The following is a 21902-nucleotide window of genomic DNA, read 5'->3' on the forward strand; positions in this document are numbered from 1 at the left end:
GTTACATTCCTTCGCATGGACACCCGCTACCTGCAGAGCTTTGTTGCCGTCGTCGAGCTGGGATCGATGGCCGAAGCGGCACGCCATCTGGACCTGACGCCTGCGGCCATTGCGGCGCGCGTCAAGGCGCTGGAGGAAGAGATGGGGCTCTCCCTGGTGCAGCGGGCGGGGCGCTCCGTTCGCCCCACCGCAGCCGGCCTGAAGATGCTCGACCGGGCGCGCACCGTGCTGAGGGAAATCCGCGACCTGCGGGCCGCCGCCGGCGACGGCTTCGCGCTCGGCGAATTGAAGCTCGGCGTGTTCGGCTCGGCGCTGACGGGCGTGCTGCCGCCCCTGCTCAAGCGCCTCTACGATCGGTACCCGGACCTGTCGGTGTTCGTCGCTCCCGGGAATTCCGTCGAGCTCTGCCGCCAGGTGACCCTCGGCGCGCTGGATGCCGCCATCGTCGTCGAGCCCCAGTTCGCCGTGGGGAAAGGCTGCGCATGGCACGCGCTGCTGGAGGAAGGGCTCGTGGTGGTGGCGCCCGCAGGCCTGGCGGACCGCACTGCCCACCAGTTGCTGGAGACCGAACCCTTCATTCGCTACGACCGCTCCGTGCTGGGTGGCCAGCTTGCCGATCGCTATCTTCGCGACAACGGCCTGGTCGTGAAGCAGCGGCTCGAGATCGACAACCTGATGGCGATCGCCGCCCTCGTCGGGCAGGGCCTGGGCGTGGCGCTGCTGCCGGACTGGTCGCCCATGTGGCACGTCGGCTACGGCATCGTGCCGGTCCCGCTGCCCTCGCGCGCGCCCGTGCGGCGCGTGGGCCTGGTGTGGGCCACGCACGGCCCACGCGCTGCCTTGTCGCAGGCGCTGCTGCACGAAGCGCAGGCCATGTACGCTCAGGAAAACTGATACAGCCTGGCCGGGTTGTCGACCAGGATCGACTTGCGCGCGGCCTCGCTCGGCACCGCATCGGCAAAAGCATCGAGCAAGGCCGCATCGTTCGGGATCTTGTGCGGCTGCTCCGTCGGATGCGGCCAATCGCTTCCCCAGAGCACATGCTCCGGCGCTTCGCGCGCGTAGGCGGCGGCCACCGCCACGGCATCCGCATAGCCCGGCGCGCCCACCGCCGATTCGTTGTAGAACCCGGACAGCTTGACACAGGCCCTGCCCTGCTGGAGCAGGCCGCGAACCATCAGGAAGGCCGGGTGCTGTGTCGCGTTCGGTTGAGGCACGCGCGCCAGGTGGTCGAACACCACGGGGACCGGCAGGTCCGCCCAGATCGCACGCGCCTCCAGCAGAAAGGCCGCGGGCGCGTTGACCTGGACATGCCAGCCCATCGGCGCGATCCGCGCGGCCAGCGGCTTCACCATGGCCAACGTGGTCGCACCCGGCGGTGCGAGATTGAACCGGATGCCGCAAACGCCCGCGCTGTGCAGTTCGCGCAGCTGGGCATCCGTCACGTCGGTGTCCACCACGGCCACGCCGCGCGCTTTTTCGCCGAACTGCGCGATCGACTCGAGCAGCAGGCGGTTGTCGGTCCCGTAGCTCGACGGCTGGACGATCACATTGCGCGTCGTGCCGATGCGCTTCTGCAAGGCCTGGTAGTCGGCGATCGATGCATCGCCAGGCCGCAGTGCCGCGCCCCGCGCGAACGGGTAGCGTGCATCGTAGATGTGGTGATGGCAGTCGCAGGCATCGGCTGGAACGCGCGTGTTCGGCGGCTCCGCGCCTTCGGACCACCTCACCGCATCGGCAGGCCGGCGGTCCATGCTAGCGCGGCACCTTGCCGACCATCCGGGCCGCTCGCAGAAAATCGAAGTCCACGCCCAGGTCGGCCTGCGTCACCGTCTGCAGGAACAGCTTGCGGTAGCCGCGCTCGGCGGTCGGTACGGCGACCGGGGACTCCTGCGCGCGCCGGGCGAGTTCTTCCGCGGAGACCAGCAATGCGATCTCGCGGCGCTCGACGCTCAAGCGGATGCGGTCGCCATTGCGGACATGGGCCAGTGGACCGCCGGCCGCGGATTCGGGCGTGACATGAAGCACGATGGTGCCGAACGCCGTACCGCTCATGCGGCCGTCGGAGATCCGCACGATGTCCTTGACGCCGGCGCGGGCCAGCTTGCGCGGGATCGGAATGTAGCCGGCCTCGGGCATGCCCGGCGCGCCCTTGGGGCCGATGTTCTTGAGCACGAGCACGTCCTGCGCCGTGACATCGAGCTCCTCGCTGTCGATGCGGTGGACCAGGTCCTCGATGTTCTCGAACACCACGACCCGTCCTTCGTGTTCCATGAGCTTCGGGTCCGCGGCGGACTGCTTGATGATGGCGCCGCCCGGGGCGAGATTGCCTCGCAGCACGGCAATGCCGCCTTGGGGATAGATCGGGTTGCCGATCGACCGCACCACCGTCTGCTGAAAGCCCGGGCCCGCCCGCTCCATCTCCTCGCCGAGCGTGCGGCCGCTGACGGTCATGGCGCCAAGGTGCAGCAGCGGCTTCAGTTCGCGCAGCAGGGTCGCCATCCCGCCCGCATGATGGAAATCCTCCATGTACCACTGGCCCGATGGCTTCAGGTCGAGCAGCACCGGCGTTTCCCGCCCCATGCGGTCGAGCGCGGCCAGATCGATCTCCAGCCCCATGCGCCCGGCGATCGCCGCGAGGTGCACGATGCCGTTGGTCGAGCCCCCGATCGCCAACAGCACCCGCATCGCGTTCTCGAAGGCCTCGGGCGTCAACACCTTGTCGATCGTCAGGCCGGTGCGCGCCATCTGTACCGCCTGGGCGCCGGTCTGCTCGGCGATGCGGATGCGGTCCGCCGTCACGGCGGGCGGCGATGCACCGCCCGGCACGGTCATGCCCAGCGCCTCGGCAATGCACGCCATGGTGCTGGCCGTTCCCATCACCGAGCAGGTGCCCACGCTCGCGACCAGCTGGTTGTTCACGTCGGCGATTTCCTCCGCATCGATCTCGCCGGCGCGGTACTTGCCCCAATAGCGCCGGCAGTCGGTGCAGGCGCCAACCCGTTCGCCGCGATGGCCGCCCGTGAGCATCGAGCCCGTGATCAGCTGGATCGAGGCAATGCCGGCCGAAGCCGCGCCCATCAGCTGGGCCGGCACGGTCTTGTCGCAGCCGCCGATCAGCACCACGGCGTCCATGGGCTGGGCGCGCACCATCTCCTCGGTGTCCATCGACATGAGGTTGCGCAGGTACATGCTGGTCGGCGCGGCAAAGCTCTCGTGGATCGAGATCGTCGGGAAGTCCATCGGCAGCCCCCCTGCCAGCATCACGCCGCGCTTGACGGCCTCGACCAGCTGCGGTGCGTTGCCATGGCAGGGGTTGTAGGCGCTCCCCGTGTTGGAGATGCCGATCACCGGACGGTCGAGCGCCGCGTCGGTGAAGCCCGCGCCCTTGATGAAGGCCTTGCGCAGGAAGAGCGAGAAGCCCTGGTCGCCGTAGCTGGTGAGGCCCTTGCGCATGCCGGATCCGTCGGCTGCATCGTCGGGCTCGAAAGGAGATTTCTCGTCGGTCATGCTTGCGTTACCTTTGTTCTGTGCATCGGGACTGCTGGCCTCATTCGTCCGCCTTGATGTGGGCCGTGGTGATCAGTTTCTCCCAGCGGGCCACCTCGAGCTCGATGCGCTTTGCCGTTTGCGCCGGCGTCGTCGGCTCTGCCACATAGACGCCCTGCTTGAGCAGCATGTCCTTGACCTCGGGCGATCGAACCAGCCCGGCCAATGCTTCGTTCAGCCGCGCAACGATGGCCTCGGGCGTGCCGGCGGGAGCGAGCACGCCGAAAGTCGATGCGATGTCCAGCGCCGGCATCCCGGCTTCGACCGCGGACGGCACCTCCGGGAGCATCGAGATGCGCCCCTGCATCGTTACCGCCAGCGCACGCAGCTTGCCCGAGACGATGAACGGCAGCGCCGCGGGCACCGTCTCGACCATCATGTTCACCTGCCCGCCCACCAGATCCGTCATCGCGGGACCGCTGCCCTTGTAGGCGATGTGCGTCATGCTGATCTTCGCATCGCTGCGGATGATCTCGGCGGCCAGGCGCTGCGGCGCGCCCGCGCCCGACGACGCGTAGTTCAGCTTTTCGGGGTTGGCCTTGCCATAGGCGACCAGCTCCTTGAGGTCTTTCACCGCAAGCCTGGGGTTCACGACCACCACCAGCGGCACCGACCCCACCACCATGACGGGCGCGAAGTCCTTGGTGATGCTGTAGCGGATCTTTCCCTTCTCCAGCGTGGCCATGGTTGCATGGGAGGTGAGCGCACCCATCAGCAAGGTGTAGCCGTCCGGCGCAGACCTGGCAGCGGCTTCGGCGCCCACGTTGCCGCCGGCGCCGCCCCGGTTGTCGACGACCACCTGCTGTCCGAGCTGCTCGCCCAGTTTGAGCGCGATGATCCGGCCGATCACGTCGGTCGCGCCGCCCGGCGGATACGGCACGATCAGCTTGATGGGCTTGTCGGGGTAGGCCGCGAAGGCACTCGCGGCGCTGATGGACAGGACGGCCGAGGCACCGGCCTTGAAGATCAGGCGGCGCAGCCGCGAAGTCGTGAGGGGCATGGTCTGTCTCCGGGCAAGGGGCGAGCGGATCGCCGGTGCGAGCGGGCGATGTCCGGACGCGTTTTTGTTGCCGCTAGTGTTGCCAACGCCCTCGCCGCGTTGAAGCGCCGCCCGCATGGACAGACCATAAAAAGATTTTTGTCTGCTCTCGAGCGGGGCCAATTGTCCGCGCTGATCGCAGACGCCTGCTGGGCCCGCGCTATCCCGCTGCCACGATCACATGCGCCTGGATCTTGCCTTCCACCGGCCCTTCACCATGGCGGCTGGCGATCGCCTCCGTCGCGCGGTCCGTCGCGCGCTGAAGCAGGCTGGCGTCGCGCGCCTCGATTTCGCTGCGCAGCGGCGTTCCCTGGCAATAGGCCGTGGCCACCTCGCGCGCCGAGGGCGAGCGGCTGCGCTTCTCGCGCGTCTCGATCTCGATGCCGGTGAATCCTGCGCGGCTCAGATCCTCGCGGATCAGCGCCACATCGTGATAGCCATGCGGCGTGCGGGCGAGGAACCGCGGCGGGTCGTGCGGAAACACCGCGGCGACGGCCTGGGTGACCTCATCGGCAAAGGCGTTCTCCTCGATGCGGTCCCAGACATTGAAGACGAATCGCCCGCCCGGCTTCAGCACGCGGCGCGCCTCGGCGTAGCCGGCACTGCGGTCGGGAAAGAACATGGCGCCGAACTGGCAGCAAACGACGTCGAACGAGGCATCGTCGAACGGCAGGTGAAGCGCATCCGCCTGCCGCCACTCGATGCGGCTGTCGGCACCCTGCCGGCTGGCGGCGTAGTCGAGCATGGGCTGGTTGAGATCGGTCACCACGTAGCGTGCACCGGCCCCCAGCTTTGGCGCCAGCGCCCGCGTGACCACGCCGCTGCCGGCCGCCGTCTCGAGCACCGCGCCGGGCGAGAAGGTCGCGACACGCTCCGCCATGTCGGCGGCATAGGCCTCGAAGATCAGCGGGACCATCAGCGTGTCGTAGAACTTCGGGATCGAACCCGAGAACACCTTGTCGCTCTCAGCCATGAGATCTCCTTGAAGTTCCGGATGGTGGCCTGGCCATGGTGGACCTGCACGCCAGCCCCGTCAACGCCGTCCTACAGGCTTCTCGCCATCATCTGGCGAATGGCCTACGCCAGACTGCCGCCGCGCGCGATGAATTCGCGGGTGATCTGCTCGCCGAGCGCCAGCAGCGGCGCACCCAGTTCGAGCGCCACCTCGTTCGCCGGATCGCTGGTGGACAGGCTCGCATTGAGCACGTGCACGGGCTCGTTCGGAAGCGCCAGCGGCATGGCCAGCGCAACGATCTCGGGCTGCCACGAGGCCACGCACCAGCCGCGGCGGCGCACGCTCTCGATGGCCCTGTCGATCTCCCTGCGAAGCCGCGGCCAATTGCTGCGGCGCGCCTCGAACTCCTTCGCCAGTTCGGCGCGCCGCGCCGGCGGCGCCGTTGCCAGCCAGGCACGGCCGAGCGAGGTGAGCTCGATCGGCACGCGCTGTCCGCTCACCACGCTGCGCAGCGACGCCTTCTTGTTGTAGCGGATCGATTCGAGGTACAGCATCTCGGAACGGTCGGCGACCGCGAGCCCGACGTTGATGCGCAGTTTCTCGGCCAGCGCCCGCATCCGCGGGGCGGCCACCTGCAGCACGGTGGAGCCGGTGCGCATGGCGTGCGCGAAGCTCAGCACCGGCGCCGCGAGCCGGTAGGCGCGCGCGCGCCGGTCGTGCTCGAGCAGTCCCGCGCCGACCAGCGTCTGCGTCAGGCGGCTCACGGTGGCTGGCGCCAGGCCGGTGCGCTCCGCGAGCTCACCGTTGCCCAGCAGCGTGGAGCCGGGCCGGAAGGCACGCAGGATCTCGATTCCGCGTTCGAGCGAACGGTTGGATGGGGTGGGCATTCGGTGTCTCCTTGCGGCAGCCCTCCAATTCCACGCAGTGGAAGAAGGCAGGTGCGCTGGCGGAGTATGCGTCCTAAGCTCGGACACACCGGCAAGCGGGAAAGAGAGACATACATCCGTGCGCAGCGCCGACGGCATGGCCGTGCTCGCCCCTTGATCCGGTGCATGACAAAAAATGGAGACACCATGAACCTCAATCGCATGTCGCGCCGAGGCTTCCACGCCGCTGCGGGCGCCGGCCTCGCGCTCGCGGCCCTGAGCCCGCTCGCAAGCGCGCAGTCCGCCTTTCCGTCGAAGCCGATCCGCATCGTCGTGCCCTTTGCGGCCGGCGGCCCGACCGACCTGATGGCGCGCGCCATCGCCAAGAACATGGCCCCCGGCCTCGGCCAGCCCGTGATCGTCGACAACAAGCCCGGCGGTGGCGGCGTGATCGGCATGAGCGAGATCGCGCGCGGCCCGGCCGACGGCTACACGATGGTCTTTCCCTCGATCCTCGCGGTCACCAATCCGGCGCTGATGCCGAACTATCCTTTCGATACGCTGCGCGACTTTGCGCCGCTCACGGTGGTGGGCTTCATTCCGCATGCGGTGGTGGTGAAGCCGGACTTCCCCGCCAGGAACCTGCAGGAGCTGGTCGAGATGGCCAAGGCCAAGCCCGGCAGCCTTTCGTACGGCTCCTCCGGCAACGGCACCTCTGCGCACCTGGGCGCCGCATTGTTCGTGCAGCGCGCCGGCATCCGCGCGGTGCATGTGCCCTACCGGGGCGCCGGCCCGGCGGTGCAGGACCTGCTGGGCGGCCAGATCCAGTTCATGTTCCTCGACATGAGTTCGGCGCTCGCGCAGATCAAGGCGGGCAAGCTGCGCGCGCTCGCGGTCGCGCCCAAGTCGCGCTTCGCCGGCCTGCCCGATGTGCCGACCGTCGCCGAGCAGGGCTATCCCGGCTTCGACGTGCATGGCTGGTACGGGCTGCTGCTGAAGGCCGGCACGCCCGCGCCGCTCATGCAGCGGCTCTATGCCGAGGTCAAGCGCTCGCTCGATGCGCAGGAAGTGCGCGAGATCTTCCAGGCCCAGGGCATCGAGCCGGGCGGCATGCCGCCGGCCGACTTCACGGCGCTGATACGCGACGACCTCGCGCTGTGGAAGCGCACGGTCGAGCAGTTGAACATCACCTTGCAATGAAGGAGCGCCGCCCGATGCGCATCGTCATCCCCGACGACTACCAGGACTGCGTCCGCACGCTCGACTGCTTCGGCAAGCTCGCTGGACACGATGTCCGCATCTTCAACGACACGGTGAAGGGCACCGATGAACTCGCGGCGCGTTTCGCGGATGCCGAGGCCATCGTGCTCACCCGCGAGCGCACGCGCATCGATGCGGCGCTGCTCGAGCGGCTGCCCCGGTTGCGTCTCATCAGCCAGACCGGCAAGCTGGCGGGCCACGTCGATCTCGCGGCCTGCACCGCCCGCGGCGTGGCGGTGGCCGAAGGCAGCGGCGCGGGTTCGGCCACTGCTGAACTGACCTGGGCACTGACGCTGGCGAGCCGCCGGCATCTGGTCGAGGAAGCCACGCGCCTGCGCCAGGGTCGGTGGCAGGGCCACCTGGGCCAGCAGCTCGGCGGCCAGCGTCTGGGCGTGTGGAGCTACGGGCGCATCGGCCGCCAGGTGGCCGCCTACGGGCGCACGTTCGGCATGAAGGTCTGGGTGTGGGGGCGCGAGGGCTCGACTGCGGCGGCACGCGCAGACGGCTTCGAAGTCGCGCCCTCGCGCGAGGCCTTCTTCGCACAGAGCGACGTGGTCAGCCTGCATGTGAGGCTCGACGAGCACACCCGGGGCATGGTCTCGGACGAAGACCTGGCCCGCATGAAGGCCAGCGCCCTGCTGGTGAACACCAGCCGCGCCGAACTGGTCGCGCCCGGTGCGCTGGAACGCGCGCTGGCGGCGGGCCGGCCGGGCTTCGCGGCCGTGGACGTGTTCGAGGAAGAGCCCGTACGCGCCGGCGAACATCCGCTCCTGCATCTGCCCAATGCGCTGTGCACGCCGCACATCGGCTATGTCGAGCGCGACAACTACGAGCGCTACTTCGGCATCGCCTTCGACCACGTCAACGCGTTTGCCGCGGGGCGCCTGAAGGACGCGCTCAACCCCTCGGTCCTGCGCCCGGGCTAGGACCTGTCTGCGAGGCGGCGGTGGCGGACACGGCCGATCGACTTATTCTGACTCGGGTGGCGGCTTTGAATGTGACAAATTCACATTCAACCAATTCCAAACGGACGGCATTCGAGGCATCCCTCGAGCCGGCCATCGGAGAACCAAATGCCGCTCTTTCTGCTGTTGAGGCTGCACCGTGTGCAGTTGCCTGTCCGCGTCACCGATCCGGAGGAAGTCCGGCAGGTCTCGCTGCTCGTGGCCACAGGCCTGATCGAGGCCGAGTTCGCAGCCATCAGATCGCGCGCGCGGCAAGCCGTATGGCAGGTGGCCACCGTGACCCGCATCACGGAAGAGGGCTTCGCGGAGATCGCCAGGGCGGGCAAGATGCCCGAACCGGCGCAGGCCTTCATTCGATTTCCCCGGGGATTGCGATTGCTGTGACCTGCGGCCGGCACCCGGCAATCATCGATCGACCGCCGCCCACAACCGCAAGGCCGCAGCCACGATCGCCTCGGGCGCATCTTCCTGCATCAGGTGCTTGGCACCGGGCACCGGCGTGAAGGACGCAGTGCCCATGCGCCGGGCCAACTCGCGCCCGTCGGCCATCGGAATCCACTCGTCTTCCTCTCCCCACAGAATGGCGACGGGGCAGCGCATCTCGCCATAGCGCCACTCGACTTCCTCGGTGTATTTGTCGTCCATCTGCGCGACCTGCCGCCAGAATGCCTTCTGCCCCTCATCGCCGAGCCAGGGCGCGAGGTAGCGCTGCATCTCGTCCTCGTGCAGCGCGCTCCCCACGGCCGTGCCGATGTACGCCCGCAGCATGGCCTCGTGGATGTAGGTTGGCAGGCTCGCGAACACCTCTTCATGCTTCCTCGCCGCCTGCACCAGCGGCGAGCCTTGCGGGCTGATCGCCACCGGATCGATCAGGACCAGCGAGCGATAGTCCAGGCCGTTCAGCAGGTGGCCGCGCAGCGCGTTCGATCCGCCGAAGTCATGCGCCACCACGTCGGGACTGCCGAGCCCCCAGTGCCGATACAGCGCGGCGAAGAGTTCGCTCTGCACGCCGCGCGAGACATCTGCATCCGGCTTGTCGGAGAGGCCATAGCCCAGCATGTCGAAGTAGAAGACGCGCCGCTCGCGGGCAAGGCATGGCGCAATCCGCCGCCACTCGGCCGAGGAAAACGGCGTGCCGTGAAGAAGCACGGCCGGAGGTCCCTCGCCGATGGATCCCCACGCAACCGCGTGTCCCTTGAAATCGAAGCGTTCAGGCAGATTCAGTTCATTGCTGGACATCAGGTGCTCTTTCTTCCTCGGCAGATCCCGACCGGTCGAATCATCTGGCGAACGAGATTGTCATGAGATGAATCGCAGCGGAAGGCAACGGCTGGATGGCCCTGGCAAAGAGAGGGGTTCGGGCGCCGATCTACGTCATCACTCAAATGAGTGATATCCAGTCGGGGCCGTTTCCACGACATTCCCAGGTGCGGGTTGCCTCGGGCGGCGCGGGCGCGCAGATCGAGGCAATCTTTCCTTCAGGAGGAAAGCCCATGCAGCCTGACGCCGTATTGCGCAGCGCGCTCGAGGCGGTTCACCACCTCTCGGACCCCGATCCTCCGTGGTCCGCCATTCTTTCGACGGCCAGCCGGCTGGTGGGAAGCGATGCGGCCGTGCTGATCGTCTTCGAGGGCACCGGCGTGGTCGACGTCCAGCAGTCGGGTGCCGATGCGGCCGCGGTGCGCGACTACGCGGAGCACTTCCATACGGAAGACGTCATGACCCAGCCGAACGTGGCGAAGCCCGAGGGCTCATGGCTGGATACGCAGGCCCTGCTTCCGAAGCCGCTGCGCGAGCGCAATGCCTACTACGTCGACTTCATGTGCAAGCACCGCATGAGGCAGCTCTACTCCTTCATCATCGAGAACGGTCCGGACCGGAGAACGAGCTTTGGATTCCAGCGCGCGTCGGCATGGGACGGGCTGTCTTCCTTCCTCGCGAGCGATCGGATCCGCGCCTACAGCCAGGCGGTGCAGCTGGCGGCGGAACGGCGCCGGGCGCAGGCGGCTTCGTGGCTCGCAGCCACCGACAGCGCCTTCGACGCATTGGGCGAGGCCAGCTGCCTGGTCCACGGCACGGGCCATGTGGTGCACGCTTCTCCGGCCGCGAAAGCCATCTTCGACACGCGGGGAACCGTCGTCGTTCAGGGTGCGCGGCTCTCGCATCCGAATGCCGGGGAGCGCGAACGATTGCTGGCGGCGGTGCTGCGCGCCGCAGGGGCTGGCCGGGTCGAGCGGCTCGCTTTCAGGGACAGCCGCTGCGGCGGCCCGCTGCACGTCGAGCTGACGTGTGCCAACCCCGCGCTGCGCTTCGGCAGGGAACCGATGGTCTTCATCCGGCTGCGGCGCGCGGCCGCGGGCCCGCTGGCAAGCCCCGACCTGCTGTCGCAGGCGCTCGACATCACGCTGGCCGAGGCGCGCGTGCTGCATGCGTTGGCCACCGGCGTTTCGTTGAACGACTTTGCGCTGCGCCGCGGCGTGTCCATCCACACCGTGCGCAAACAGGTGGCAATGATGATGGTGAAGATGGACTGCACGAGGCAGGTGGACCTGGTGCGGGCCGCCCTGCGCGTGGGACCATGACCGGCAGGCCGCCGTTGCGCTAGGAGCTTGCCCGGGTCAAGGTCGCGACCGCCGTGAACCCCCTGGACTGCGACTGCGCCTCGAGGGTGCCGTCGGGCTGCAGCTGGTAGGTGAACGTGATCGGCGAGCGCTGGTCGAAAGTGAAGCTCAGCTTGCCGTCCGCGATGCGCGCGGTGGTCCGCCGATGGAAGGACCGAAAGCGGCTGTGGTCGCCCTGCGCGTAGACGACCGTTGCGCCGTCGGCCGTCACGCTTTCCACCACGAGCACCGTTTCCTGCTGCTGCCCGCCCGCCAGGCCTCGCCACTTGCCGGACCATTTGCCGGAGAACGCGCGATGCTGTGGCGCCAGTGTGGCGTCGGGAGGCGTGATGGCGACGTCGGGCGGCAGTGGCACCGATGAAGACGACGTGGAGGAAGTGGCGGCGCATCCCGACAGGAGCGCAAGCACCAGCGCGAACGTGAAAAGGTGTTGCACGGCCGATCCTTTCTTTTGCCAGAGAAATTCTCGGCGTCCGCGGATGCGGCCGCATCACCAGTTCGCGTGATGCCTGCCGATGCACCGGACGGCAGGGATCGGCGCGCGAGGCGGCTTCGGCTCAGTTCTTCTGCGCGAGCTGCTCCAGGATCGCCGGATTTTCCAGCGTCGAGATGTCCTGCGTGATGGCCTCGCCCTTGGCGATGCTGCGCAGCAGGCGCCGCATGATCTTGCCGCTGCGCGTCTTGGGCAGGTTCTCGCCGAAGCGGATGTCCTTGGGCTTGGCGATCGGGCCGATCTCCTTGGCCACCCAGGCGCGCAGTTCGTTGGCGATCTGCTTGGCCTCCTCGCCGGAAGTAGCCGCGGTCKKCRCTGCGCACCGCGCCGTCGCCGGCCAGGTAGATGGTGCCGCCCATCTCCTCGGGGAAGTAGCTCTTCCTGAAGCGCTCGGGGTCGTTCCAGATGGTGCGGATCATCGAGGGCCAGGGCCGCTTGATGACCAGCATGCCGCCCGCGCCGTTGGGCAGGTCCTTGCCGGTCTCGTCCACGATGGCGGCCATGATGCCCGGCAGCGGCAGCGTGCACGAGCCCGGCACCAGCGGCGTGGCGCCCGGCAAGGGCGTGATGACGTGGCCGCCGGTCTCGGTCTGCCAGAAGGTGTCGACGATCGGACATTTCTCRTGGCCGATGTTCCGGTGGTACCACATCCAGGCYTCGGGGTTGATGGGCTCGCCGACCGAGCCGAGGATGCGCAGGCTGTCCAGGTTCCAGTTCYTSGGGTGCACCTTCTCGTCCGATTCGGCGGCCTTGATGAGCGAGCGGATGGCGGTGGGGGCGGTGTAGAAGACGCTGACCTGGTGYYKYTCGATCATCTGCCAGAAGCGCCCGGCGTGCGGGAAGGTGGGGATGCCCTCGAACACGACCTGGGTGGCGCCGGCGGCGAGCGGSCCGTAGGCGACGTAGGTGTGGCCGGTGATCCAGCCGATGTCGGCGGTGCACCAGAAGACGTCCTCGGGCCGGATGTCGAAGGTCCAGTCCATGGTGAGCCGGGCCCACAGCAGGTAGCCGCCGGTGGCGTGCTGCACGCCCTTGGGCTTGCCGGTGGAGCCGGAGGTGTAGAGGATGAAGAGGGGGTGCTCGGCGTTGACSGGCACGGGCGGGCAGTCGGTGCTCTGGCCCTGGAGCGCYTCGGCGAAGGTCTTGTCGCGGCCTTCGACACGSGSCCAGGCGCTGGGGGTGCGTTCGTAGACGAAGACGGTGCGGATGGATTCGCAGCCGCCCAGGGCGATGCCGTCGTCGACGATGGCCTTGAGGGGCAGCTCCTTGCCGCCGCGCAGCTGGTAGTTGGCGGTGATGACGGCCACGGCGCCGGCGTCGATGATGCGCTCCTGCAGGGCCTTGGCGGAGAAGCCGCCGAACACGACGCTGTGGGTGGCGCCGATGCGCGCGCACGCCTGCATGGCGACCACGCCCTCGATGGTCATGGGCATGTAGATGATGACGCGGTCGCCCTTGCCGATGCCGGCGGCCTTCAGGGCGTTGGCGAACTGGCTCACGCGGGCGAGCAGTTCCTTGTAGCTGACGCGGGTGACGGCGCCGTCGTCGGCTTCGAAGACGATGGCGGTCTTGTGTTCGACGGGGGTGCCGATGTGGCGGTCCAGGCAGTTGGCGCTGGCGTTGAGTTCGCCGTCGCCGAACCACGCGCCAGCGCTGGCGCGGGCGTCAGGAGGGAACACGCGGTTCTCGACCAGGACGGATTCGATGGGGTTGGGCAGGCTCATGGGTGGTTCGGACGCGTCGTCCGTCGTTGGGGGTGGTGGTTGTGGGTATCCGCTGCTGGAATGCGCAAGGTCGAGTGCCATGGCTCGCCGGTTCACGGCGCCTGCCAGGCGACGTTTCCTCCTTCGAACAGCGTGCGCAGCCGCCCGCTCTGGACCAGCGCGTTGACGCCGGCCTGCAGCGCCTGCGCCAGGTCGGTGGCGTCCTTCTTGACCGCCATGCCCACCGCCCAGCCGTTGCGCTGGAGGCGCGGCGAGGGCAGCGGCGCAATCGCAAAGCGCGCGTCGCCGCGCAGCACCGACTCGATCTCGGACGCGAGCCCCGCGGCCGCGGCCACTTCGCCGCGCTGCAGGGCGCGCGCGGCCTCGGCGCCGTCCTTGGGCTGGGTGTCGAGCTGGTCGCGGTAGGCGCCGTTGTCGGCGCCGATCATGAGCCAGCCCGCGAGCGTCTTGCCGGACACGGCCACCTTCGCATCGCCGAGCGCCGAGAGCGTATCCAGCTGCGGCAGGCGGTCAAGCCGCCGCGCGAGCACCACGCGCTCGCGGTAGTACGGCGCAAAGATGAGCGCCTGCGGCGTCTCGTCCATCAGCGGGCGGTCCACCGGCACGTGCAGCAGCACGTCGGCCGGGCCGAAGCCCAGGTAGTGGCCGCGCCACACCATGTTGCGCAGGTCGTCGCCCATGTTCTCGTCGGCCAGGAAGGGCAGCAGCGAGAGCTTCACGTCGAGCGCGCCGGCCAGCGCGCGCGCCAGCTCGATGTCGATGCCCTCGCCGGCCACGTGGAACGGCGGCATGTCCTGGTAGATCGCCACGCTCAGCGTGCCGCGTGCGCGGATCCGTTCGAGCGCGCCCGCGCGCGCCGTGCCCGCGAGTGCGGCCACGCCGGCGGCCGCGGCCCACTGCAGGCAGGCGCGGCGCGAGAGCCGCGAAAAAGAAGAAGGAGGTGTGTGCATGGCCGCGGGCTCACATCGGCTTGTCGCGCCGCGTCTCCAGGTAGGACTTGATCGACCAGATCGCCTCCTGGTTCATCGTTCCCTCGAACGGCGGCATGTAGACGGCGCCGTTGCGCGTGCGGCCGCGCCGCACGGTGGTGAGGAAGTAGTCGTCGATCTCCTTCACGCAGGCCGCCTTGCGCACGGCGTCCTTGAGCGAGGCGCAGTCGTTGTCGATCTTGCGCAGGTCGGGCGCGATGCCGCCGGAGATGGCGTCGATGCCGTGGCAGCGCGCGCAGTTCTGGTTGTAGGCGGAGGTGCCGACCGTGACGGCCCCGCTGTTGCCGCGGAACGGGTTCTCGGCGCGCCACTGCTCGCCCAGCTTTGGCAGCGAGGAGGTGTCGACGGCCTGCGGCGTGACGTCGCCGTGGGCCCGGGCAGCGCCGGAAAGGGCCATGCCCAGCATCGCCGCGGCCAGCACGGCGCGGGCCAGGGGCCGCAGGGTTCGTGGATCGGGATTCATCATGTCGGGTCTCCGTTGTGGTGATGGGGAACCCGCACAAATTCGCAATCGCTGTGCCAAGGGGCCATTGCTTCAAGCGGGAACACAACTTGCCTTCCCTGTAGCGTCCCGGTCGCGGGACAGCGCCCACAAGGGCCGGTTGCTGTGGCATCCTTGCTGTGGCAGCGTCGGCACGGAACACCTGGCCCACGAGAGGTGTTCCAGAATGAAGCGACCAGTGAACAGCATTCGAAACTGGCCAGAGACAAGCCGCCCGCAAAAAAAGCGGGCCAGGAGACAGCAGATGGTTGATGCCTTTCATGCCCCAGCCAGCCCTCCCCATGGCTGGACCGCGCCGTCGGCGCTGGCCGTCGCGCCCCCCCGGGCCGGCCGCAGCGAGCTGATCCAGCAGTGGCACGAGCGCTGCGCCGCGCTGGGCCTGTCGCGCGTGGAGCGGCCGGACTTCGATCCGCTGCAGCACAGCGACCTCGCGGTGGCGCGCGAGCGCAACCAGCGGCTGTTCACGCATGCGGCGCCGGTCATGGAGATGCTGCTCGAGCAGATCGTCGACACCGACAGCATGATCGTGCTGGCCGACACCACCGGCACCATCCTGCACTCCGTGGGCGACGACAGGTTCCTGCAGCGCGCCAACAAGGTGGCGCTCACGCCGGGCGTGAGCTGGGCCGAGCATTCCAAGGGCACCAACGCCATCGGCACCACGCTGGTCGAGGAAACGCCGACCGTCGTGCATGGCGGCGAGCACTTCATCCACGCCAACAACTTCCTCACCTGCTCGGCCGCGCCGATCTTCGACCCGCGCGGCGAGATGCTGGGCGTGCTCGACGTCACCGGGGACCAGCGCTCCTACCATCAGCACACGATGGGCCTGGTGCGCATGTCGGCGCGCATGATCGAAAACCAGTGGTTGTCGGACGACTACGGCAACCGCCTGCGGCTGCACTTCCATGGCCGCGCGGAGTTCATCGGCACGCTGCTCGAGGGGATCATCGTGGTGGGCGTGGACGGCAAGATCCTGGGCGCCAACCGCAGCGCGCTGGACCAGCTCGACATGAGCATTGCCGCGCTGCGCATGCAGAGCCTGCCGAGCCTGTTCGGCATCACGGCCTCGGCCGTGTTCGACCATTTCCGCACGCCGCTGCCCACGCCGATGATGCTGCATGCGGCCAACGGGCAGCAGTTCCACGTCAGCGCGCGCTTCAACGGGCCGCAGCGCGCGGTGGTGCTGGACATGCCCGTGACCTCGGTGGAAGCGCGCATGCCCACTCCCGCCCGCGACGCGGCCGCCGCCGCGGCCGCGCGGCCGCCCTGCCCTTTGGCGCAGGCCCCCTTCTCCGGCCTGCGCTACCTGGACACCGGCGACGCGCAGATCGCCGCCACGCTGCAGAAGGTGCGGCGCGTCATCAACCGCGACATCCCGCTGCTCATCCTCGGCGAGACCGGCACCGGCAAGGAGCTGCTCGCGCGCGCCGTGCACCAGGACTCGAACCGCGCCCGGCAGCCCTTCGTGGCGGTCAATTGCGCCTCCATCCCCGAATCGCTGATCGAGGCCGAGCTGTTCGGCTACGAGGACGGCGCCTTCACCGGCGCGCGCCGCAAGGGCGCGGTCGGGCGCATCGTGCAGGCCAACGGCGGCACGCTGTTCCTGGACGAGATCGGCGACATGCCGCTGCCCTTGCAGGCGCGGCTGCTGCGGGTGCTGCAGGAACGCAACGTCACACCGCTGGGCAGCCTCAAGTCGATCCCGGTGGACATTGCCGTCATCGGCGCCACGCACCGCAACCTGCGCGAGATGATCGATGCGGGCACCTTCCGCGAAGACCTCTACTACCGCCTCAACGGCCTGGTGGTGCGGCTGCCGGCGCTGCGCGAGCGCAGCGACCTGGACGTGGTGGCGCGGCGCATCCTGCTGGCCGAATGCCCGCAGGACACGCCCGCGATCGACGCCTCGGTGCTCGCGCTCTTCAAGGCCTATGCCTGGCCCGGTAACCTGCGCCAGCTGGCCAACGTGCTGCGCACCGCCGCTGTGATGGGCGCGGGCGAAAGCCACATCTGCGAGCACCACTTGTCGGACGACTTCCTGGAGGATGTGCGGCGCGTGCGGCCCCAGGCGGCGGCCATTGCGCCGGCATTCGCACCCGCACCCGCGCCCTCTCCCGCGCCGGACTTCGCTGCAACGCAGGCGGCCTACGCCGCCGCCGCGCCCGAGCCCCTGCCCCCACCCTCGCAAGACGCCGAGCCATCGTCCGCCGCCGCCCCGAGCGCGCCACGCACGCTCGGGGAAGCCGAGATCGAGATGATCCGCAGCGCCCTTGCGGCGGCCGACGGCAACATCTCGGTCGCCTCCAAGCGCCTGGGCATCAGCCGCAACACCATCTACCGCAAGCTGCGCTGGAACAAGGCCGGCTGACACAGGCCCTGTGGCGGCCAGGGGAAACCCTGTGCCAGGGCTGCACGGTGCTGTACCAGCCTGGAGCAGTTCGCGCAGGCATGCGACTTGCGCCATGCCACTCGTGCAGCCCACACGAGGAGACTTCATGCAACGGCCGGCCACCGCGTTCGAGGATTCATGAAAGTCCTGGTCCTCGGCTCCGGCGCGGGCGGCGGTTTTCCGCAATGGAACTGCAACTGCCGGCTGTGCGCGGGCCAGCGCCAGGGCGTGCTCGACGCCTGCGCGCGCACGCAAAGCTCCGTCGCCGTTTCCGCCGACGGCGAATCGTGGGTGCTGCTCAATGCCTCGCCCGACATCGGCCAGCAGATCCGCAGCCACCCCCAGCTGCATCCGCGCCACGGCCTGCGCGACACGCCGATCAAGGCGGTGGTGCTGATGGATGCGCAGATCGACCATGTCGCCGGGCTGCTCGGGCTGCGCGAGGGGCCCCGCATCGACCTCTATGCCACGCCCTGCGTGTTCGAGGACCTGACCACCTCCTTTCCCGTGCTCGGCGTGCTGGAGCACTACTGCGGCACGCGCTGGCACATGCTGGCGGTGGCCGGCACGCAGACGCGCATCGACTTCGGCGTGGCCGGCTTTCCTTCGCTGCGCTTCACCGCGGTGGCCATTCCCGGCAAGGCGCCGCCCTATTCGCCGCACCGCCGCGAGCAGACCGTGGGCGACAACATCGCGCTGCTGATCGAGGACCTGCAGGGCGGCCAGCGCCTCTTCTACGCGCCGGGCCTGGCCGAGGTCGGCCCCGAGGAGCTGCGCTGGATGCACGATGCCGACTGCCTGCTGCTGGACGGCACCTTCTGGACCGAGGACGAGATGCGCCATGCCGGCCTGGGCACCCGCAGCGCCAGCGACATGGGCCACCTGCCGCAGACCGGCAGCGGCCCGCGCGCCGGCATGGTGGACGCGCTGCTGGCCACGCCGGCGCGGCGCAAGGTGCTGACCCACATCAACAACAGCAACCCGATCCTCGACGCCGCGAGCGCGCAGCGCCAGCTGCTCGAAGGCCATGGCATCGAGGTGGCCTACGACGGGATGGAGATCACGCTGTGACCGGTCGGCGATTGCTGGCGGCACTGCTGCTGACGGGCCTGGCGCTGGCGGCGCAGGCGGGCGTGATGACGCGCGCCGCGCTGCAGCGGCATTTCCCGCCGCCGTGGACCGTGGGCGAGAAGGACGCGCAGCTGCCGGTCTGGCCGATCTTCAAGCAAGACATGACCAGCCCGGTGCTCGCGGGCTACGTCTTCGAGTCGGTCGACCTGGCGCCGATCCCCGGCTTCTCGGGCACGCCGATCAACCTGCTGGTGGCGCTGGATGCGAAGGGCGCGTTCCTCGACGTGCGCGTGCTCTCGCACCACGAGCCGGTGTTCCTCGAGGGGCTGGGCGAAGGGCCGCTCTTGCGCTTCGCCGAGCAGTACAAGGGGCTGTCGCTGCGGCAGAACATCAAGATCGGCTCCAACGCCAACCGCGGCGAGCAGCACGGCAGCGCCAACGTCTACATCGACGGGGTCGCCAAGGCCACCGCGTCGGTACGCATCCTCCACCAGAGCCTGCTCGCTTCGGCACTGCAAGTGGCGCGCGCCCGGCTCGGCTTTGGCGCCGGCAGCGACCCGGCCCTGCTGGCGCGCGTGCGGCGCGACGGCTTCCGGCCGATGGACTGGGACGCGCTGCTGCAGGCCGGGCTGGTGCAGCGCGTGCGGCTTTCGGGCGGCCAGGTGGAACAGGCCTTTGCGGGCACGGGCGTCGAGGAGGCGGAGGGCACCGGCGCGGCTTCCGGCGAAACCTTCAGCGAGCTGTACCTGGCCTACCTGAACGTTCCGGCGGTGGGCCGCAACCTGCTGTCCGAAGCGGGCTGGGAGCACCTGCTCGGCCGCATCGACGAAGGCGACCATGCGCTGCTGGCGATCGCCACCGGCCGCTACAGCTTCGTGGGCGAGAGCTTCGTGCGCGGCGCCGTGCCGGACCGCCTGACGCTCCGGCAGGGCGAGCTGCCGCTGGAGCTGCGCGACCTCGACCTGGACGATCCGCTGCGGCTGCCGGCCGCGCTGCGGCATGCCGATGCCAAGGTCTTCCGCGTCATCGGGCCGGCGGGCCTGCACCCGGCCCGGCCGCTGGACTTTGCGCTGCGCGTGACGCGCGAGAAGGGCATGCTCTACCTCGAGCGGGTGAGCCGCGACTTCGCCCTGCCCTACCGGCTGCCGGCCGACCAGGTGATCGCGCCGCAGGACGACACCAAGGGCTGGCAGGCCGTGTGGCATGCGCGCGCCTGGGAGCTGGCGGTGCTCGCGGGCGCGCTGGCGCTGCTGGCGCTGGTGCTGGCGCGGCCGCGCTGGATCGTTGCCACGCCCGCGCGGCTGGCGCGTTTTCGCACCGGCTACCTGGTCTTCACGCTGGTCTTCATCGGCTGGTTCGCGCAGGGCCAGCTCTCGATCGTCCACCTCACCGCCGCGATCCAGGCGCTGGCGGCCGGGCGCTCGCTGGGCTTCCTGCTGTATGACCCGATGAGCGTGGCGCTGTGGGCCTTCGTCGCGCTCACGCTGGTGGTGTGGGGACGCGGCACCTTCTGCGGCTGGCTCTGCCCCTTCGGCGCGCTGCAGGAACTCGCGGCGCAGATCGCGCGGCGCGCGGGCCTGGGCAAGAAGCGCCTGCGGCTGCACCGCGATGTCGATGCGCGGCTCAAGCGGCTCAAGTACGTGGTGCTGGCGGCCATCCTCGTGCTGGCGGCCGTCTCGCCCGCGTGGACCGACCGGGCGGTGGAAGTCGAGCCCTTCAAGACCGCGATCACGCTGAACTTCGTGCGGGCCTGGCCCTTCGTGGCCTGGGCGGGCGGCCTGGTGCTGCTGAACCTGGTGCTCTACAAGGGCTTCTGCCGCTACCTGTGCCCACTGGGCGCGGGGCTCAAGCTGCTCGGGCATGCACGGCTGCTGAAGTGGATTCCGCGCCGCGCCGAATGCGGCACGCCCTGCCAGACCTGCCGGCACCGCTGCGAGTACCAAGCCATCAAGCCCGACGGCGCGATCGTCTACGGCGAGTGCTTCCAGTGCCTGGACTGCGTGGCCATCCACGACAGCACCGAGCGCTGCGCGCCGCTGATCGCGCGCGGGCGCCAGCGGGTGATTGCGGTGCAGCCGGCGGCGGCCGTCCGGGGTGCGGCATGAAGCGGCGCCAGCTGCTGCGCCTGTCGCTCGGCCTGGGCGCGCTGGCCGGTGGCGCGGCCCTGGCGCCGGCCGTCACCGCGCTGCACTGGGGCCGGCGCGACCTGCTGGGCTTCGGCACCACGCTGAGCCTGCAGGCCGGGCACGAGCACGAGGCGGTGGTGGAACGTGCGCTGGACGAGGGCGTGGCGCTGCTGCGCCGCATCGAGGCGCAGATGAGCCTGTTCGATCCCGCCAGCGCGCTCTCGCGGCTGAACCGCGAGGGCCGGCTGGCCTCGCCGCCCGAAGAGCTGCTGGCGGTGCTGCGCATCGCGCACGAGGTGTCGCGCGAGAGCCGCGGCGCCTTCGACGTGACGGTGCAGCCGCTGTGGGAGGCCTTCGCGGCCGCCCAGCGCGAAGGCCGCCTGCCGGACGCGCGGGAAGTGGCAGCGGCGCGCGCGCGGGTCGACTGGCGCGCGCTCGATGCGCGGCGCCGGCTGGTGCGCTTCGACGCGCCGGGCATGGCCGTGACGCTCAACGGCATCGCGCAGGGCTATGCGGCGGACCGTGTGCGGCAGGCGCTGGCGGCGTGCGGCATCCGGCACGCGCTGGTCGATGCCGGCGAGTTCGCGCCGCTCGGGCTGCGGGGCGGCACGCAGGCCTGGTCGCTCGGCATCGCCGACCCTCAGGCCGAATCCGCGCTGATCGCGCGGCTGCTGGCCGACGGGCGCTGCGTGGCCACCTCGGCCGACAGCCAGACCTTCTTCAGCGCCGACCGCCGGCACCACCACATCGTCGATCCGCACACCGGCTATTCGCCGCCGGCCCTGTCGGCCGTGACGGTGGCGGCGCCCAGCGGCGCACTGGCCGATGCGCTCACCAAGGTGTTCTTCGTTGCCGGGCCCGCGCAGGCGCGGCAGGTCGCGCGACAGTGGCAGGTCGATGCGCTGTGGGTCGACAAGGCCGGGCGCTGGGAGGCCACGCCCGGCCTGCAAATCGAGCCGGCCGCCCGGCGGCCGATGCGGTAGCGCCCGAGCCGCTCAGGCGGGCTTGGGCGCCCAGGCCTGGCACCAGCCCTTGGCCGCGATCTGCTTGCGGCCGAACATCGCGCAGCCCGCCCAGGCATCGGCGGGCGTGCCCTGCCACATCGCGCAGTTCACGCACTCCTGCGTGGCGGCATGGCGCGGGTACTTCTTCTTGTCGACGCTCTTCGTGTCGTGCCTGTAGCCCAACTGCACGGCCGTCTCGTCGCTTTCCTCGGCGCGCGGCGGCGCGGCCAGCACGCGCACCGGCAGCACTGCCAGCAGGCAGGCGCCGCCGGCCGCGCGGCCGACGAACTCCCGGCGGGAGGCCCCGCGGCCCCCTTCGCTGTTGCGATCCGTCATGCCGCCTCCT

Annotated in this window: 19 protein-coding genes and 1 pseudogene; 9 read left to right on the forward strand and 11 right to left on the reverse strand. The window is 69.6% G+C overall.

From position 1 onward, the window contains the following. Positions 1-15: 15 nt before the first annotated feature. Positions 16-894 (forward strand): LysR family transcriptional regulator, encoded by an 879-nt coding sequence (locus AC1DMS_RS03205; protein ID WP_041945825.1) that lies wholly within the window; start codon positions 16-18, stop codon positions 892-894. On the opposite strand, the gene AC1DMS_RS03210 is transcribed toward AC1DMS_RS03205, so the two are convergent. The 5 genes from AC1DMS_RS03210 to AC1DMS_RS03230 all read right to left on the reverse strand — a co-directional run bounded on the left by AC1DMS_RS03210 (position 882) and on the right by AC1DMS_RS03230 (position 6430). Continuing rightward, positions 882-1754: an amidohydrolase family protein gene (locus AC1DMS_RS03210; RefSeq protein WP_015866285.1), complete on the reverse strand. Its 873-nt coding sequence runs from the start codon at positions 1752-1754 to the stop codon at positions 882-884. The genes AC1DMS_RS03205 and AC1DMS_RS03210 overlap by 13 nt on opposite strands. Before the next feature lies 1 nt (position 1755). Continuing rightward, positions 1756-3510 carry an IlvD/Edd family dehydratase gene (locus AC1DMS_RS03215; RefSeq protein ID WP_015866284.1) on the reverse strand — a complete coding sequence of 585 codons (1755 nt, stop codon included), beginning with the start codon at positions 3508-3510 and terminating at the stop codon, positions 1756-1758. 40 nt (positions 3511-3550) lie between these two features. Continuing rightward, positions 3551-4549 (reverse strand): Bug family tripartite tricarboxylate transporter substrate binding protein, encoded by a 999-nt coding sequence (locus AC1DMS_RS03220; RefSeq protein ID WP_015866283.1) that lies wholly within the window; start codon positions 4547-4549, stop codon positions 3551-3553. Positions 4550-4748: 199 nt separating this feature from the next. Continuing rightward, the gene (locus AC1DMS_RS03225; protein WP_015866282.1) at positions 4749-5561 is read right to left on the reverse strand and encodes a class I SAM-dependent methyltransferase; all 813 of its coding nucleotides are present in this window, start codon (positions 5559-5561) and stop codon (positions 4749-4751) included. Between the two features lie 104 nt (positions 5562-5665). Beyond that, a complete protein-coding gene (locus AC1DMS_RS03230) occupies positions 5666-6430 on the reverse strand; it encodes an IclR family transcriptional regulator (protein ID WP_015866281.1) in 765 nt (254 codons plus the stop codon). Between the two features lie 186 nt (positions 6431-6616). On the opposite strand from AC1DMS_RS03230, the gene AC1DMS_RS03235 reads away from it, so the two are divergent. The 3 genes from AC1DMS_RS03235 to AC1DMS_RS03245 all read left to right on the forward strand — a co-directional run bounded on the left by AC1DMS_RS03235 (position 6617) and on the right by AC1DMS_RS03245 (position 9018). Then, a complete protein-coding gene (locus AC1DMS_RS03235) occupies positions 6617-7609 on the forward strand; it encodes a Bug family tripartite tricarboxylate transporter substrate binding protein (protein WP_015866280.1) in 993 nt (330 codons plus the stop codon). A gap of 14 nt (positions 7610-7623) precedes the next feature. Continuing rightward, a complete protein-coding gene (locus AC1DMS_RS03240) occupies positions 7624-8595 on the forward strand; it encodes a D-2-hydroxyacid dehydrogenase family protein (protein ID WP_015866279.1) in 972 nt (323 codons plus the stop codon). A gap of 147 nt (positions 8596-8742) precedes the next feature. Next, a complete protein-coding gene (locus AC1DMS_RS03245) occupies positions 8743-9018 on the forward strand; it encodes a hypothetical protein (RefSeq protein ID WP_015866278.1) in 276 nt (91 codons plus the stop codon). 21 nt (positions 9019-9039) lie between these two features. On the opposite strand, the gene AC1DMS_RS03250 is transcribed toward AC1DMS_RS03245, so the two are convergent. Beyond that, complete coding sequence (locus AC1DMS_RS03250) at positions 9040-9873, reverse strand: alpha/beta fold hydrolase (protein ID WP_015866277.1); 834 nt, start codon at positions 9871-9873, stop codon at positions 9040-9042. 254 nt (positions 9874-10127) lie between these two features. Between AC1DMS_RS03250 and AC1DMS_RS03255 the strand changes: the two genes are divergently transcribed. Beyond that, positions 10128-11216 carry a helix-turn-helix transcriptional regulator gene (locus AC1DMS_RS03255; protein WP_015866276.1) on the forward strand — a complete coding sequence of 363 codons (1089 nt, stop codon included), beginning with the start codon at positions 10128-10130 and terminating at the stop codon, positions 11214-11216. Positions 11217-11235: 19 nt separating this feature from the next. Here the strand turns inward: AC1DMS_RS03255 and AC1DMS_RS03260 are convergent, their stop codons facing one another. From AC1DMS_RS03260 to pedF, 4 genes and pseudogenes are all read right to left on the reverse strand, one after another. Beyond that, positions 11236-11691 carry a hypothetical protein gene (locus tag AC1DMS_RS03260; protein ID WP_015866275.1) on the reverse strand — a complete coding sequence of 152 codons (456 nt, stop codon included), beginning with the start codon at positions 11689-11691 and terminating at the stop codon, positions 11236-11238. Between the two features lie 121 nt (positions 11692-11812). Then, a pseudogene (locus tag AC1DMS_RS03265) lies at positions 11813-13472 on the reverse strand (acetate--CoA ligase). Positions 13473-13564: 92 nt separating this feature from the next. Continuing rightward, entirely contained in the window at positions 13565-14422 is an 858-nt protein-coding gene (locus tag AC1DMS_RS03270; protein ID WP_015866273.1) for a substrate-binding periplasmic protein, read from the reverse strand. A 10-nt stretch (positions 14423-14432) separates the two neighbouring features. Next, the gene (pedF, locus tag AC1DMS_RS03275) at positions 14433-14927 is read right to left on the reverse strand and encodes a cytochrome c-550 PedF (protein WP_015866272.1); all 495 of its coding nucleotides are present in this window, start codon (positions 14925-14927) and stop codon (positions 14433-14435) included. 280 nt (positions 14928-15207) lie between these two features. Here pedF and AC1DMS_RS03280 point away from each other — a divergent pair, with 280 nt between their 5' ends. The 4 genes from AC1DMS_RS03280 (at position 15208) to AC1DMS_RS03295 (ending at position 21535) form a co-directional block, all read left to right on the forward strand. After that, complete coding sequence (locus tag AC1DMS_RS03280) at positions 15208-17334, forward strand: sigma-54-dependent Fis family transcriptional regulator (RefSeq protein WP_062365260.1); 2127 nt, start codon at positions 15208-15210, stop codon at positions 17332-17334. A gap of 159 nt (positions 17335-17493) precedes the next feature. After that, complete coding sequence (pqqB, locus tag AC1DMS_RS03285) at positions 17494-18426, forward strand: pyrroloquinoline quinone biosynthesis protein PqqB (protein ID WP_015866270.1); 933 nt, start codon at positions 17494-17496, stop codon at positions 18424-18426. Beyond that, a complete protein-coding gene (locus tag AC1DMS_RS03290; RefSeq protein WP_478180636.1) occupies positions 18423-20531 on the forward strand; it encodes a 4Fe-4S binding protein in 2109 nt (702 codons plus the stop codon). The genes pqqB and AC1DMS_RS03290 overlap by 4 nt, the downstream gene beginning before the upstream one ends. Next, the gene (locus tag AC1DMS_RS03295; protein ID WP_478180637.1) at positions 20528-21535 is read left to right on the forward strand and encodes an FAD:protein FMN transferase; all 1008 of its coding nucleotides are present in this window, start codon (positions 20528-20530) and stop codon (positions 21533-21535) included. The genes AC1DMS_RS03290 and AC1DMS_RS03295 overlap by 4 nt, the downstream gene beginning before the upstream one ends. Before the next feature lie 12 nt (positions 21536-21547). Here AC1DMS_RS03295 and AC1DMS_RS03300 read toward each other — a convergent pair whose 3' ends face one another. Then, positions 21548-21892: a high-potential iron-sulfur protein gene (locus AC1DMS_RS03300; protein ID WP_015866266.1), complete on the reverse strand. Its 345-nt coding sequence runs from the start codon at positions 21890-21892 to the stop codon at positions 21548-21550. Positions 21893-21902: the final 10 nt, after the last annotated feature.

It is taken from the genome of Variovorax sp. 05T418, assembly GCF_056396385.1.